Origin of the sequence: Bradyrhizobium sp. CCBAU 45384 (genome assembly GCF_028128665.1) — a bacterium.
Lineage (GTDB): Bacteria > Pseudomonadota > Alphaproteobacteria > Rhizobiales > Xanthobacteraceae > Bradyrhizobium > Bradyrhizobium manausense.
In genome coordinates this window covers 49,974-63,573 of sequence record NZ_LBIZ01000110.1, presented here as the reverse complement: position 1 = coordinate 63,573, position 13,600 = coordinate 49,974, and the positions used below count along the sequence as shown (strand labels likewise).

At 62.8% G+C, this 13,600-nt stretch carries 13 protein-coding genes; 6 read left to right on the top strand and 7 right to left on the bottom strand.

The features are described from left to right. Positions 1–41 precede the first annotated feature (41 nt). Together hslU and XH80_RS21030 are read left to right on the top strand one after the other, a co-directional pair. Positions 42–1,346 carry an ATP-dependent protease ATPase subunit HslU gene (gene hslU / locus XH80_RS21035; protein WP_057752011.1) on the top strand — a complete coding sequence of 435 codons (1,305 nt, stop codon included), beginning with the start codon at positions 42–44 and terminating at the stop codon, positions 1,344–1,346. A gap of 188 nt (positions 1,347–1,534) precedes the next feature. Beyond that, a complete protein-coding gene (locus XH80_RS21030) occupies positions 1,535–2,659 on the top strand; it encodes a hypothetical protein (protein ID WP_271600377.1) in 1,125 nt (374 codons plus the stop codon). Here the strand turns inward: XH80_RS21030 and XH80_RS21025 are convergent. From XH80_RS21025 to XH80_RS21015, 3 genes are read right to left on the bottom strand one after another with little or no spacing between them, the layout of a single operon-like run. Beyond that, a complete protein-coding gene (locus XH80_RS21025; RefSeq protein WP_271600227.1) occupies positions 2,656–3,258 on the bottom strand; it encodes a Smr/MutS family protein in 603 nt (200 codons plus the stop codon). The genes XH80_RS21030 and XH80_RS21025 overlap by 4 nt on opposite strands. Continuing rightward, positions 3,255–4,790 carry a murein transglycosylase A gene (mltA, locus tag XH80_RS21020; protein WP_271600226.1) on the bottom strand — a complete coding sequence of 512 codons (1,536 nt, stop codon included), beginning with the start codon at positions 4,788–4,790 and terminating at the stop codon, positions 3,255–3,257. The genes XH80_RS21025 and mltA overlap by 4 nt, the downstream gene beginning before the upstream one ends. Beyond that, positions 4,768–5,472 carry a Tim44/TimA family putative adaptor protein gene (locus XH80_RS21015; RefSeq protein WP_057752362.1) on the bottom strand — a complete coding sequence of 235 codons (705 nt, stop codon included), beginning with the start codon at positions 5,470–5,472 and terminating at the stop codon, positions 4,768–4,770. Before XH80_RS21015 ends, mltA begins: the two co-directional genes overlap by 23 nt. Before the next feature lie 426 nt (positions 5,473–5,898). On the opposite strand from XH80_RS21015, the gene secB reads away from it, so the two are divergent. Beyond that, positions 5,899–6,384 (top strand): protein-export chaperone SecB, encoded by a 486-nt coding sequence (gene secB / locus XH80_RS21010; RefSeq protein WP_057752001.1) that lies wholly within the window; start codon positions 5,899–5,901, stop codon positions 6,382–6,384. 9 nt (positions 6,385–6,393) lie between these two features. Here secB and dnaQ read toward each other — a convergent pair whose 3' ends face one another. From dnaQ to XH80_RS20990, 4 genes are read right to left on the bottom strand one after another with little or no spacing between them, the layout of a single operon-like run. Next, positions 6,394–7,110 carry a DNA polymerase III subunit epsilon gene (gene dnaQ, locus XH80_RS21005; RefSeq protein WP_271600225.1) on the bottom strand — a complete coding sequence of 239 codons (717 nt, stop codon included), beginning with the start codon at positions 7,108–7,110 and terminating at the stop codon, positions 6,394–6,396. 41 nt (positions 7,111–7,151) lie between these two features. After that, the gene (coaE, locus tag XH80_RS21000) at positions 7,152–7,751 is read right to left on the bottom strand and encodes a dephospho-CoA kinase (RefSeq protein WP_271600224.1); all 600 of its coding nucleotides are present in this window, start codon (positions 7,749–7,751) and stop codon (positions 7,152–7,154) included. 23 nt (positions 7,752–7,774) lie between these two features. Then, entirely contained in the window at positions 7,775–8,383 is a 609-nt protein-coding gene (locus XH80_RS20995) for a Maf family nucleotide pyrophosphatase (RefSeq protein WP_271600223.1), read from the bottom strand. 8 nt (positions 8,384–8,391) lie between these two features. Beyond that, positions 8,392–9,237 carry a pyruvate, water dikinase regulatory protein gene (locus tag XH80_RS20990; RefSeq protein WP_057751988.1) on the bottom strand — a complete coding sequence of 282 codons (846 nt, stop codon included), beginning with the start codon at positions 9,235–9,237 and terminating at the stop codon, positions 8,392–8,394. Between the two features lie 461 nt (positions 9,238–9,698). Here XH80_RS20990 and hemJ point away from each other — a divergent pair, with 461 nt between their 5' ends. The 3 genes from hemJ to mnmE all read left to right on the top strand — a co-directional run bounded on the left by hemJ (position 9,699) and on the right by mnmE (position 13,320). Continuing rightward, positions 9,699–10,133 carry a protoporphyrinogen oxidase HemJ gene (gene hemJ / locus XH80_RS20985; RefSeq protein WP_271600222.1) on the top strand — a complete coding sequence of 145 codons (435 nt, stop codon included), beginning with the start codon at positions 9,699–9,701 and terminating at the stop codon, positions 10,131–10,133. A gap of 260 nt (positions 10,134–10,393) precedes the next feature. Beyond that, on the top strand, positions 10,394–11,659 hold the full coding sequence (gene rho / locus XH80_RS20980; protein ID WP_057751982.1) for a transcription termination factor Rho: 1,266 nt from the start codon (positions 10,394–10,396) through the stop codon (positions 11,657–11,659). Between the two features lie 314 nt (positions 11,660–11,973). Beyond that, entirely contained in the window at positions 11,974–13,320 is a 1,347-nt protein-coding gene (mnmE, locus tag XH80_RS20975) for a tRNA uridine-5-carboxymethylaminomethyl(34) synthesis GTPase MnmE (protein WP_271600221.1), read from the top strand. The last annotated feature ends 280 nt before the right edge of the window (positions 13,321–13,600 follow it).

Below are 13,600 nucleotides of genomic sequence, written 5' to 3'. Positions count from 1 at the left end.
GCGGCTTGTCCCCGCCGGTTTCCGATCCTAGCTAAGGTGCCATGACAGATTTTTCCCCCCGCGAAATCGTATCCGAACTCGACCGTTTCATCGTCGGCCAGGGCGACGCCAAGCGCGCCGTCTCGATCGCGCTGCGCAACCGCTGGCGCCGGCAGCAGCTCACCGGCTCGCTGCGCGAAGAGGTGCTGCCCAAGAACATCCTGATGATCGGGCCCACCGGCGTCGGCAAAACCGAGATCGCGCGCCGTCTTGCCAGGCTTGCGAACGCGCCGTTCCTGAAGGTGGAAGCCACAAAATTCACCGAGGTCGGCTATGTCGGCCGCGACGTCGAGCAGATCGTGCGCGACCTCGTCGAGGTCGCGATCGCCCAGGTCCGGGAGAAGAAGCGCAAGGACGTGCAGGCCCGCGCCCAGCTCGCCGCCGAGGAGCGCGTGCTCGATGCGCTGGTCGGCGCCAATGCAAGCTCGGCGACGCGGGAATCCTTCCGCAAGAAGCTGCGCGCCGGCGAATTGAACGACAAGGAAATCGAGATCGAGACGCAGTCCTCAGGCGGCGGCATGCCGATGTTCGAGATCCCGGGCATGCCGGGCGCGCAGATGGGCGCCATCTCGATCGGCGACATCTTCGGCAAGCTGGGCGGCCGCAGCAAGACGCGGCGACTGACCGTCGAGGGCTCGCACGAGATTCTCGTCAACGAGGAATCCGACAAGCTGCTCGATACTGATCAGCTCACGCTGGAGGCGATCAGCGCGGTCGAGAACAACGGCATCGTCTTCCTCGACGAGATCGACAAGATCTGCGCCCGCGAAGGCCGCGCCGCCGGCGACGTCTCGCGCGAGGGCGTGCAGCGCGACCTGTTGCCGCTGATCGAGGGCACCACGGTCTCGACCAAGCATGGCGCGGTCAAGACCGACCACATCCTGTTCATCGCCTCCGGCGCCTTCCACGTCGCCAAGCCGTCGGACCTCTTGCCGGAGCTGCAGGGCCGCCTGCCGATCCGCGTCGAATTGCAGGCGCTGACCCGCGACGACATGCGCCGCATCCTGACCGAGCCCGAGGCCTCGCTGATCAAGCAATATGTCGCCTTGATGCAGACCGAGGGCGTGACGCTCGACATCACCGACAGCGCCATCGACGCGCTCGCCGACGTCGCGGTCGCCGTCAATTCCACCGTCGAGAATATCGGCGCGCGTAGGCTGCAGACCGTCATGGAGCGGGTGCTGGACGAGATCTCCTTCACCGCCCCCGACCGCAACGGCGAGACCATCAGGGTCGATGCCGATTTCGTGCAGAAGCACGTCGGTGACCTCGCCAGGAACGCCGACCTGAGCCGGTTCATTTTGTAATTCGGCAGGCCCGCGCTATCAATCGGTTGTCGTCCCTGCGAAAGCAGGGACCCATAACCACCGGCATTTCTTATTGGAAAAGATAGCGGCTCCGCTCTTGGCTCAAGCAACATCCTGTGGTTATGGGTCCCGGGTCGCGCTTCGCTTGCCCGGGACGACGGCGGAGCGTGGCGCGCCGCTGGTGCCACATGCTCGCTGACGTCAAGAAAAACCCCTGGCGGCTGCTGCTCGCGATCAACGCGGCCGTGATCATCGGTGTCTTCATTCACAAGGTGAAGCTGCCGCCTTACGTCCCCTACATCCATCTTGTCGTCGACTATCATTTCGGCTTCATCAAGCGCGCCCTGATCGGGGCGATCGTTGCGCTGTTCACCGCGAAGGTGCCGGTGTGGCTCGTGTTCGCGATCTCGGGAACGGCGTGGCTGGCGACGCTGGCGCTGTTCGTGCGGCTGTTTCAGAAGACGTTCGGCTTCACCGCGAAGACGCTGCCGCTGTTCGTCTTCATCGCCGGCTCGCCGTACTTCCTGAAGAATTTCATGCACACGCTCGGCCATTTCGACATCTATGGCTGCCTCTTCGCGCTGGTCCTGCTGCTGATGCCGGCGGGCTCATTGCTGTTCGTGGCGACGGCGGCATTGTTTTCGATCATCCTCGTGCTGATCCACCACATTCATCTCTTGATGTATGTGCCGACCATCATCACCATCGTCGTCATCAGGCATTATCTCTCGTACGGCATCACCAGAGCCAATGTCGCATTCGGCATCACGGCATTGCTCTGCATCAGCGCGCTGTTCTTCGCAGCGCAGTTCCTCGGCACCATGCCGATCCCGCAGGCTGATTTCCTCGCCTATCTGAAGACCAGGATGGCCGATTCGTCACGCGAGGATCTGCTGCAGTTCGCCTACATCTGGTACCAGCCGCTCTCGAAGGAAGTCTCCGACACCTGGGCCTGGCTGCCGCACAACAGTCTCGGCATTCCCGTGTTCGCGCTGCTGTTCTGGCTGCACACGCCGCTGTGGCGCTATTTCGCCGGCCTGATCCGCGCCCTCGCGAGCGATCTCCACCGCCGCCTCGTCGTCGCGGCCCTGATCGGCGTCAGCCTGGCCTATCTCGTGATGTTCGCGATGGTGTTCGACTATTCACGCTGGATGTCGAATTGGGCGGTGTGCATGGTCCTGATCCTGCACGCCGTGAAGATGCTGCCAGCCAGGCACGAGACGCCGCTGATTCCGGCCGAGGACCGAAAGACAAACATCTTCGGCCTGACCATCACCCTGATCCCGCGCGTCGGGATTGTGAGGCCGTTTTAGTACCGCGCCCGCCGGATTCGCACATACAGCGCACCCTCGCCGCCATGGCCGATGCCGGCTTCCTCGAACCCGACCACGAAAGCGCGGAATTCAGGCAGGCTCAGCCATTCCGGCACTTGCCGACGCAGCACGCCGCTTTCGCCGCCGCTGCGGCCCTTGCCGGTGATCACAAGCACGAAGGTCAGGCCATCATGATGGGCACGATGCAGGAAGCCGGTCAGCGCGCGGTGGGCACGCGTCTGGGTCATGCCGTGCAGATCAAGCCGCGCCTCGATCTCGCTGCGGCCACGCGACAGTTTTGTGCGTTCGCGCTTGCCGAGCGGGGCGAGCGGCGGCAACGACGGTTTTGACGGCCGCGGGGCCGAGGCCGCAGCCAGGAGTCGCGGCGACAATGCTTGCTTGGCGACCGGCTTGGCGACCGGCGACGCCGGCGAGGGTTCAGCGCGCGGCGCGGTGTGCAGCTTGGTCGCACGAGGCTTCCGCAGCGGCTTGACCTGCTTTGCGACGAGATCCCACAGCTCGCGATCTTCCTCGCTTAAGCCACGACGGCGCGGCGAGGGACGCGGATCCGGCACGGGCGGACGGGACGATCGCTTCATTGCTGGTGGGGACGGGTCTTCATGTGCCTGCGCGGTTCGCGGACAGGTTCTATCACAGGACGCGGCGCCGGAAGCGGCACCGGGCTCGCAACAGCGACAGTCTCGTCCTTGCCTGAGGTTGCGACGGACGCAACCGGCTTCGCCGCAGGTGCTTGCGGAAACAGTTTTGCGATCTTCTCCGACGGCCGCGGATCCGGCACCGGCAGCCTGGCTGCGCGCACATTAGGATCGAGGCTCTTCGGCACCAGCATGACGAAATGCATGGGGTGGCGCAGCCGTCCCGAGACACGGCCGGCTTCAAGCCCCGCACCAAAATAGAGATCCGCGCGGGCAGGCCCGATAATGGCGGAGCCGGTATCCTGCGCGATCATCAAACGATGGAACGGCGTCCTGGCGCGGTCGGACTCGATCGGCAGCTCGCCTTCGATGAAGAACGGCGTGCCATAGACATGCAGCGACTTGTCGACCGCGATCGAGCGGCCGGCGGTCAGCGGAATGCCTTGCGCCCCGACCGCCTCGTCCTTGTCGGACAGATTGACCTCGTGGAAGAAGATGTAGGAGCGGTTCTGCCGCCGCAGCTCCTTGGCGCCATCAGGGTTTTGCGCCATCCACTCCCTGATCTTCTGCATCGACATCTCTTCCTTCGGAATGATGCCGCGCTCGATCAGGATGCGCCCGACCGCCGTGTAGGGATAGCCGTTATAGGAATCGTAATTGAGCCGGATGGTCGAGCCGTCCTCGAACTTGATCCGCGCCGAGCCCTGGATCTGGGCGAACAAGAGATCCGTCGGGTCCTTCAGCCAGGCGATCTCCAGCCCGCGGCCGGCGATCTTGCCGTCCTCGATCTCGCCGCGGTCGTAATAGGGCACGAGCTTGCGGCGGCCGATCTTGCGATACACAGGCCCCTTGTTGGGCAGGTTGACGGAGGCCTGATTGAAGCCGCGCACGAACAGGTTGGAGGGTCGGCGATAGACCGGCACGTTGTAGATTTCGCTCTGCGTGCGCGATCCTTCCAGCACCGGCTCGTAATAGCCGGTGACGAAGCCATCGGGCTCGCCGAGGCGCGAGATGCGCAGCGGCGCAAAATTTTCTTCGAAGAAAGCCTTTGCGCTGGCATCGTCGCTCGGCTCGCGCGACTTGGCGGCGCGGCAGGGCTCGCTCAACGAGCCGCCGAGAGCCTTCACTTCAAGTGCTTTCGGTTCAGGAGCGCCGGTCTGTGCGTTGATCGAGCGGCAGCTGGCGCGAAAGGTCTTGTAGGCGGCGAGATGATCGTCATCGCTCCAGCCCTTCACGTCGGCCCAGGCCAGCGGCAGGTATTGCGCGCCGGGAATTTCGAACGGAAGCGGGAGCTGCGGATAGGGCAGTGCGCGCGGCGGGATCGCGGCGACTTGGGGGGTGCGGTGATGATGACTGCGGTAGTGGCGCCGTGCAGCCTCGGCGCCAAGCGAAAACGAAGCCAGCACGACGAGACCTGCGCAAAGCGCGGTCGCGCTGTTCTTCAGAAAGATCTTAATTCGCGCTTCCGGTGCCAACCAACTTCCAGTTCGGATCGCGAGAGGTGGTGTCGCGGGCGAAAGTCCAGATGTCAGTGATGTCGGCGACCTTGTCGGGATTGCCATCGACGATGTTGCCGGCCTTGTCACGGGTGACCGAGATCATCTGCGAGACGAAACGCACGGTCAGCTGCGCCGTACGGTCGCGCAGCTCGGCGCCGACCAACTCGGCCTTGTCGATCGAGACGAAACGCGTCTCGGTTTTCTGCTCGTTCTTCTCGCGGTCCTTGATCGCAGCGTCGAAGCTTTCATAGACCTCCGACGAGAGCAGGTCGCGCAGCGAGCGGCGATCGCCATTGGCAAAGGCGAGCACGATCATCTCATAGGCGCCGCGGGCGCCGGACAGGAAGTGGCGCGGGTCGAAGGTGGAATCCCGCTCGACGATGGCGTCGAGACCCTGGGCCAGTGCGGTGCCCGGCTCGGTCAGGCCCTTCCAGCGGTCCGACGGCGGCGCCGGCTCGGCCGTCGGCGCCAGCGGCGGCTGATCGATCACCTTGCCCGGCATGGTCACGACGTTCTTGTCCGGGGCACCACCCAGCGCATTGCGGGCGGTGCGGTCGAACGGCGGGCGCTCGTTGCCCGTCCGCTGCCCCAGCACGCTACGCAGCCGCAGAAAAATAAAGACCGCCAGCGCAAGGAAGATGATGGTGTAGATGTCCACGTCGTATCGCTTTCTGGTCTTTACCCAAGTCTTTTGGGCCAAGGCTTCTTTGGGGTCGCTGCCGGGAAAATCAATCCGGCCAGTAGACCGTTCCATACCGGAACGGCAAGATGACATCACCCTTTTTGGCCCGCGCGTCTCGTCCGCGGGATGTAGGCACGAAATCTGGCCCGGCCAATGGCGCCTTTTGGCACAGCGGCAAGTGTAGCGCGTTTTATGCCGAAGGGGAAACCCGATCGTGGGGCGGAAATCGCGCATCTTCAAGCGTTTAACGTGCGATTTGGTGTCCAGGCCGGGTCCAGCGTCACTGTTGTGGGCGGAGCCCGGATCGACTCTCCGGGTGCCGTTCGTCCTTGTGGAATGAGGCGGCCCTATGTTAGCCAACCGCCGCGAAATTCAGCCCCAATCGGGTAAGGAGAGATTTTGATGACCAACGGTAACGGCACCCCTCCCGAGGCGGCCCAGGCTCCCCAGCTCAATGTGCTGGCGCAATATACCAAGGACCTGTCCTTCGAGAATCCGAACGCGCCGAGCTCGCTCCAGCAGCAGAGCCAGCCACCCCAGATCAATATCCAGATCAATGTCAGCGCCAACAACCTCAGCGAAACCGAATTCGAGGTGACGCTGTCGGTCGAAGGCAAGGCCGAGACCGCTGGCAAGGTGATGTTCTCGTTCGAGCTGGCCTATGCGGGCGTGTTCCGCATCGCCAACGTGCCGAAAGAGAATTTGCACCCGCTGGTGATGATCGAATGCCCGCGCCTGCTGTTCCCATTCGCCCGCGAGATCATTGCCACCGCCGTGCGCGACGGCGGGTTCCCGCCGCTGATGCTGGACCCGGTCGACTTCGTCGGTCTCTATCGCCAGAACATGGAGCGGCAAATGGCCGCTCAGCAACCGGCCGGTCAGGCCTGAGCTGTCGATCTAGCCAGCGGGAGAGGCGACTGGAGCGGCGAGATATTCGTTCCAGATCGCCTTTTCGCCCATTGTTGCGATGAAGGCCCGGTGGGCCTCGCGCTCGGCGTCTGACACCCGCGGCGCAAGGGCTACCGGCCGCTGCCGCCGCGGCGCATCGCCGGCGGTATTGACGCGAATTTCCTCGGTCTCCGACGCGAGCAGCAGCTGCGACTGCCGCGCTCCGACCAGATCGACGTAAACCTCAGCCAGAAGCTCGGAGTCGAGCAACGCGCCGTGCTTGGTGCGGTGTGAATTGTCGATCGAATAGCGCGAACAGAGATCGTCGAGCCGGTTCGACACGCCGGGATGCTTGCGCCGCGCCAGCAGCAGCGTATCGACCAGCCGCTCGCGCGGAATCGGCGCGCGCTTGATCCGGTCGAGCTCGGCATTGATGAAGCTGATGTCGAACGAAGCGTTGTGGATCACCAGCGGCGCATCGCCGATGAATGCCAGGAATTCGCCGGCAACCTCATGAAATAGCGGCTTGGTCGAGAGAAACTCGGACGACAGTCCATGCACCGCAAAGGCTTCCGCCGGCATGTCCCGCTCGGGGTTGATATAGACGTGATAGGTCTGCCCCGTCGGCATGCGGTTGAAGATCTCGACGCAGCCGATTTCGACCAGGCGATCGCCGCGCAGCGGATCGAGGCCGGTGGTTTCGGTATCGAGAACGATTTCACGCATGATTTTGAGATGCCGCGCAGGAAGCCGTAGAACTCGGCGAATCAGGTCCGCCGCTGCGGCATCTTAACGACCTCGGCCAGGATGTGCGTGATTTGCGCGCGCACCGGCTCAAGTCCGTCCGAGGTATCCACGACGAAATCTGCCCGCTTGCGCTTTTCGGCGTCGGGCATCTGCTTGGCGATGATGGCGTTGAGCTTGGCCTCGTCCATGGTTCCCCGCGCCAGCACGCGCTCGCGCTGGAGCTCCGGCGAGGTCGAGACCACGACGACGGCGTCGACCCGCTTCTCGCCGCCTGTCTCGAACAGCAGCGGGATATCGAGGACCACGACCGGCGCCTTGGCGGCCTCCGCATCGGCAAAAAATTTCTGCCTGGAAGCGCCGAGCATCGGATGGACGATCCGCTCGAGCTGCTTGATCGCGGCGGGATCGTGCACCACCCGTGCGGACAGTTTGGTCCTGTCGACCTTGCCGCCCGCGGTGGTGCCGGGGAAGGCGGCCTCGATCGCCGGCGCGGCCTCACCTTCATAGAGTTGATGGACAGCGGCATCGGCGTCGTAGACGGGCACGCCCGCCTCCGCGAACAACTTTGCGGTGGTGGATTTACCCATCCCGATCGAGCCGGTTAGTCCCAGGATCCGCATCAGCGCGCAGCCATCCCTGTCAGTTAGACCGCAACCAGCCGCTCGCTCCGCAGGAACGCAAGCAACGGCAACAGCGGCAGGCCGAGAATGGTGAAATGGTCGCCCTCGAGACGTTCGAACAGATGGATGCCCAGCCCTTCGAGCTGATAGGCGCCGACGCTGGTCGTGACCGCCTCGCCAGCCGCGTCGAGATAGGCTGAAAGCTCGGCCTCGGCCATCTGCCGCATGGTCATGCGAGCTATCGAGACGTCCTCAAAGACGATCCTGCCGTCATGTGCCACCGCCACGGCTGAATTCAGCTCGTGCGTGCGGCCCGCGAGATCTCGCAATTGTGCCAGCGCCTGTGTGCGCCCGGCAGGCTTGTTAAAAAGGCGGTCGCCGAGTGCCAGCGTCTGGTCAGCACCGATCACATAGCTCCCCGGTTGATTGGTCGAGACTGCTTTCGCCTTCTCGCGTGCCAGCAGCAGACCGATCTCACGCGGATTCGAGAGCTTGGACGCAACCTGAATGCCGCGTTCGTCGATGTCAGCCGTCATGGCCTTGAATTCGAGTCCGGCATTCGCCAGCAGCATTTTGCGTGCGCTGCTCTGCGAGGCCAGGATCAACGGAGTTTTGCCGCGCCATAGACCCATGTCGAAAGCTATTCCGGGGGCCGGTTGCGTTGGCGATCGCTGTAGAGCTTCATGATCGCCGCTGCGGTTTCCTCGATCGAGCGCCGGGTGACGTCAAGCAGCGGCCAGTCGTGCTTGGCGCTCAGCTTGCGCGCAAACGCGACCTCTTCGGTCACCGATTGCCTGTCGGTATAGGAGTCGCTGCCCGATCCGGATTCGGCGCCCATCGAGAGCAGGCGGTTCTGGCGGATCTGGATCAGGCGTTCCGGCGTTGCGTGCAGGCTCACCACCAGCGGCCGGGTCAATGTCTCCAGCTGCGCCGGCACGGGAATGCCCGGGACCAGCGGCACGTTGGCGGTGCGGATGCCGCGATTGGCGAGATAGATCGAGGTCGGCGTCTTCGAGGTGCGGGACACGCCGACCAGCACGACGTCGGCTTCCTCCAGACCTTCAACATGCTGCCCGTCGTCATGGATCATCGTGTAGTTCAGCGCATCGATGCGCTTGAAATATTCGGCGTTGAGCACGTGCTGCGCACCGACGCGGCCCGTGGTCGCGGCACCCAGATAGGCTTCGAACAATTGCATGACCGGGCCGATGATCGACAGGCTCGGAACATTGATCGCCTTGCACTTGTCCTCGAGCCTGGAGACCAGATCCTTCTCCAGCAACGTGAACAGCACGATCCCGGGCGCTTCCTCGATCTCGTCGAGCACGCGGTCGAGCTGCTTCTGGCTGCGCACCAGCGGATAGACATGCTCGACCGGCGTGACATTCGCGTACTGCGCTGCGACGGCGCGCGCGACCGTAATCAGGGTCTCACCGGTGGAGTCGGAGACGAGGTGCAGATGGAAATAATTGCTCGAGGTCGGCACAAAAACTCTTTGTATGGGGGCTGTGTGGTTTGTGGATTTCTGTGGAGCTTAACCCCTCGGAAAGGGTTGTGCGACACCAGGGGCGGGACATCTGCCAATTTTCTTCACACCGCTGCCCGTCAGAACAAATCCGACGGCCTGTCGAGAGCGAAGCGGGATTGCGCGGATAACCCCGTTGATAGGCTGCGGACAGAGATGCGCAAGCCTTTGTATCAGGACCATTTATCCGGCCGGACGGGAACCGGCCCGGGACGTGTTGATGGATGTGAACAAGCGCTCGCGACCGCGCGGACGGCATTGTGTGAGTCCAATCCACGGTCACTCAGACTCAAACCTTTAAGAATCTAAGATTCTAGATTTGAGGAAGGCCCTAGGGACGGATATGTGTGGAGGTGAGACCTTAACGAGTTCTTACTATCCCCAGCCCGCCTGACGGCTGGGCGCAAAGTCGGACGCCTGACATGTTCGAAGACGTCTATCTCTGGATCAAGGCGGTGCACGTGATCGCGGTCATCGCCTGGATGGCCGGCATGCTCTATCTGCCCAGGCTGTTCGTCTATCACTGCGAAGCCGAGATCGGCTCGAAGCAGTCAGAAACCTTCAAGGTCATGGAACGCCGCCTGCTCAAGGCGATCATCAACCCCGCCATGATCCTCACCTGGCTCGCCGGGCTGTATCTCGCCTGGGCCGGCCATTGGTTCAGCTTCGGCTGGCTGCACGTAAAACTGGCAATGGTGCTGGCGCTGTCCGCGGTCCACGGCTTTTTTTCCCGCTGGCTCAAGGACTTCGCCGCCGACAAGCGCCCGCACAGCCAGAAATTCTTCCGGATTATCAATGAGTTGCCGACCGCCCTGATGATCATCATCGTCATCATGGTGATCGTGAAGCCGTTCTAGGCGAGATTTGAGGCAGGAAACGTGAACGATCGCTCAGAGCTTCGGCTTGCGGAGTGGAAAGCGATTTTCTATATTATCGATATCCCACCCAACGCAGGCGGATGTGGTTGTGTCCGAGCTTTTTGAAGGCCGGACACCGCATCAGGTTTGAAGCCCCCACCGGCACTTAACCTTGCCAGACCTGCGGACCTTACCTTCTCACGTCCGCATTTCAGAGCCTCCTCGCACCCCTCCCAAGGTTACCCCACAGGACCACCCCAATGCGGGAAATCAAACTCGAAGACCTCAAATCCAAAACGCCGGCCGAGCTCGTCTCGTTCGCGGAGGAGAATGGGGTCGAGAATGCCAGCACCATGCGCAAGCAGGAGCTGTTGTTCGCCATCCTCAAGCAGCTCGCGCTCGCCGAGACCGACATTGTCGGCCAGGGCGTGGTCGAGGTGCTCTCCGACGGCTTCGGCTTCCTCCGCTCGCCCGATGCCAATTATCTGCCGGGCCCTGACGACATCTACGTTTCGCCCTCGCAGATTCGCCGCTTTGGCCTGCGCACTGGCGATACCATCGAAGGCCATATTCGCAGCCCGAAAGAGGGCGAGCGCTATTTTGCGCTGCTGAAGGTCAACACGCTCAATTTCGAGGACCCGGAAAAGGCCAAGCACAAGGTCAATTTCGACAACCTCACGCCACTGTTTCCGAATCAGCGTTTCCGCATGGAAATCGACGATCCGACGCGGAAGGACCTGTCCGCACGCGTGATCGATATCGTCGCGCCGATCGGCAAGGGCCAGCGCGCGCTGATCGTCGCGCCGCCGCGCACCGGTAAGACCGTGCTGATGCAGAACATCGCGCATTCGATCACGGCCAATCATCCCGATTGCTATCTGATCGTGCTCTTGATCGACGAGCGTCCGGAAGAAGTCACCGACATGCAGCGCTCGGTGAAGGGCGAGGTAGTGTCGTCGACCTTCGACGAGCCGGCGGTGCGTCACGTCCAGGTCGCCGAAATGGTGATCGAGAAAGCCAAGCGCCTGGTCGAGCACGGCCGCGACGTCGTCATCCTGCTCGATTCGATCACGCGCCTCGGGCGCGCCTACAACACCGTGGTGCCGTCATCAGGCAAGGTGCTCACCGGCGGTGTCGACGCCAACGCGCTGCAGCGCCCGAAGCGCTTCTTCGGTGCCGCCCGCAACATCGAGGAGGGCGGCTCGCTCACCATCATCGCGACCGCGCTGGTCGATACCGGCAGCCGCATGGACGAAGTCATCTTCGAAGAGTTCAAGGGCACCGGTAACTCGGAACTGATCCTCGACCGCAAGGTCTCGGACAAGCGCACCTTCCCGGCGATCGACATCTCACGCTCCGGCACCCGCAAGGAGGAGCTCATTACCGATCCGCAGGTGCTCAAGAAGATGTACGTGCTCCGCCGCATCCTCAATCCGATGGGCACGATGGACGCGATCGACTTCCTGCTCGACAAGCTGCGCTCGACCAAGAGCAATTCGGAGTTCTTCGACTCCATGAACACCTGAGCCAGGGTGCAGAAACATTTTTGGGGCGCCCTCGGGGCGCCCTTTTTGTTGTGCGGCTTTGCTGCGGAAAGGGTGCAGCATAACGGTCCGGCTTGGATTCGAAGCCTATTTCGATATATCGCTTTGATATATCTGAAAATACTTGATTCCCGTTGCGCCGATATTGCGGGCCGAAGGGATTTCTGCAGCAAAATGGCGGCGCTTTATATTGCACTGCAATATAAATTTGTGCCGATTGGAACGCAGTGAACAAGGCCCGCCAGCGTCCGCCAACAGGCCGTTTGCCTTTTCCCTGCCAGGTGGACAAATACGCCATGCATCCGCGAGACCAGACCATCTTTGCGCTGTCGTCCGGCCGACCGCCGAGCGCAATCGCCTTGGTGCGTGTCTCCGGTCCGCAAGCCGCGCTCGCACTGACATTGCTCGCGGGCAGGCTGCCGACACCGCGGCAAGCAAGCCGCCGCGTGCTCCGCGACGGCACGGGTCAACCGATCGACGAGGCCGTCGTGCTCTGGTTTCCGGGGCCGGCCAGCGCGACCGGCGAGGACGTCGCCGAATTCCACGTCCATGGCGGCCGCGCGGTGCTCGCTGCGCTCTTCACCGCTATTTCGCTAATTCCGAATACGCGCGCGGCCGACCGCGGCGAGTTCACGCGGCGCGCGTTCGAGAACGGCAAGCTCGATCTCACCGAAGCCGAGGGTCTCGACGACCTCATTCATGCCGACACGGATCGTCAGCGGCGCCAGGCGCTGCGGCAGTTGCAGGGTCTGCTCGGCGATCGCGCGCGCGATTGGCGCGAGCGCATCATCGAAGCCTCGGCGCTGATCGAAGCCGGCATCGATTTTTCCGATGAAGGCGATGTGCCGGCGGAGCTGAGGGCGCCGGCGGTGGAAGCGATCCAGGCGCTTTGCGATGAAATTGCAAAAGTCCTTGCGGCACAAGGGCATTCTGAACGCCTGCGTGACGGGCTCGTGGTTGCCATCGCCGGCGAGCCGAATGTCGGCAAGTCGACGCTGATGAATCAGCTCGCCCGCCGTGAGGTCGCGATCGTCTCGCCATACGCCGGGACCACGCGCGACGTGATCGAGGTGCAGCTCGATCTCGACGGCTACCCGGTCACCGTCATCGACACGGCCGGGATCCGCGACACCGATGATCCCGTCGAGCAGGAAGGCGTGCGCCGGGCGAGGGCGCGGGCCGACGATGCCGACCTGGTGCTGTGGCTGGTGGAGGGAGACCGTGCCGCCGATCCGGACGCGGTACGGTTGCTTCGGAGATCCGAAGAGGGCGATCGGCCAGATGGGTCAGTCTGGATCGTGCGCAACAAGATCGACCTCGGTGGCGCCGATTCGCGCGGCGAATTCGCAATCTCGGCGAGTCGCGGCGATGGCATTGCCGAGCTGGTCGACGCCCTCGTCAAGTTCGCCTCGGATTTCTTTGGGAGCACCGAGGGCGGAATGGTGACTCGAACCCGCCAGCGGGATTTGTTGAGCCAGGCGTCGGACAGCTTGCGCCGGAGCCTGGAGCTTGTAGAAGAGGGCGAAGAGCTGGCCGCCGAAGAATTGCGTGCCGCAGCCTATGCCTTGGGCCGGCTGCTCGGCCGGGTGGACGTCGAGGACGTCCTTGGAGTCATCTTTCAGAAATTCTGTATTGGAAAGTAGCGCTAGTTCTTCAATGTAGAACTAGAGCTTGTTCCATTGCTTGTTTCACGTGAAACAACAAGGCATGGGTTCCGAGCTGGTTCACGGGAAACCACCTCCGCCCAAGCCCGTCATTGCGAGGAGCCCTTGCGACGAAGCAATCCAGGATCTCCACCGCGGTGGGATTCTGGATTGCTTCGCTGCGCTCGCAATGACGGTAGCCGGAGCGGCCTTGCCCTTTCTCGCACCCGGCCCAAGTCCATCTGTTTCACGTGAAACAGATGCCATTCCGAATGCCTTT

Coding starts and splice junctions, on each gene's coding strand:
- XH80_RS20995 (WP_271600223.1), bottom strand. CDS start 8,383: ATGGGTCTATGGCGCGGCAAAACTCCGTTGATCCTGGCCTCGCAGAGC.
- hemJ (WP_271600222.1), top strand. CDS start 9,699: ATGTTCGAAGACGTCTATCTCTGGATCAAGGCGGTGCACGTGATCGCG.
- secB (WP_057752001.1), top strand. CDS start 5,899: ATGACCAACGGTAACGGCACCCCTCCCGAGGCGGCCCAGGCTCCCCAG.
- XH80_RS21030 (WP_271600377.1), top strand. CDS start 1,535: ATGCTCGCTGACGTCAAGAAAAACCCCTGGCGGCTGCTGCTCGCGATC.
- dnaQ (WP_271600225.1), bottom strand. CDS start 7,110: ATGCGTGAAATCGTTCTCGATACCGAAACCACCGGCCTCGATCCGCTG.
- coaE (WP_271600224.1), bottom strand. CDS start 7,751: ATGCGGATCCTGGGACTAACCGGCTCGATCGGGATGGGTAAATCCACC.
- rho (WP_057751982.1), top strand. CDS start 10,394: ATGCGGGAAATCAAACTCGAAGACCTCAAATCCAAAACGCCGGCCGAG.
- XH80_RS21025 (WP_271600227.1), bottom strand. CDS start 3,258: ATGAAGCGATCGTCCCGTCCGCCCGTGCCGGATCCGCGTCCCTCGCCG.
- hslU (WP_057752011.1), top strand. CDS start 42: ATGACAGATTTTTCCCCCCGCGAAATCGTATCCGAACTCGACCGTTTC.
- mnmE (WP_271600221.1), top strand. CDS start 11,974: ATGCATCCGCGAGACCAGACCATCTTTGCGCTGTCGTCCGGCCGACCG.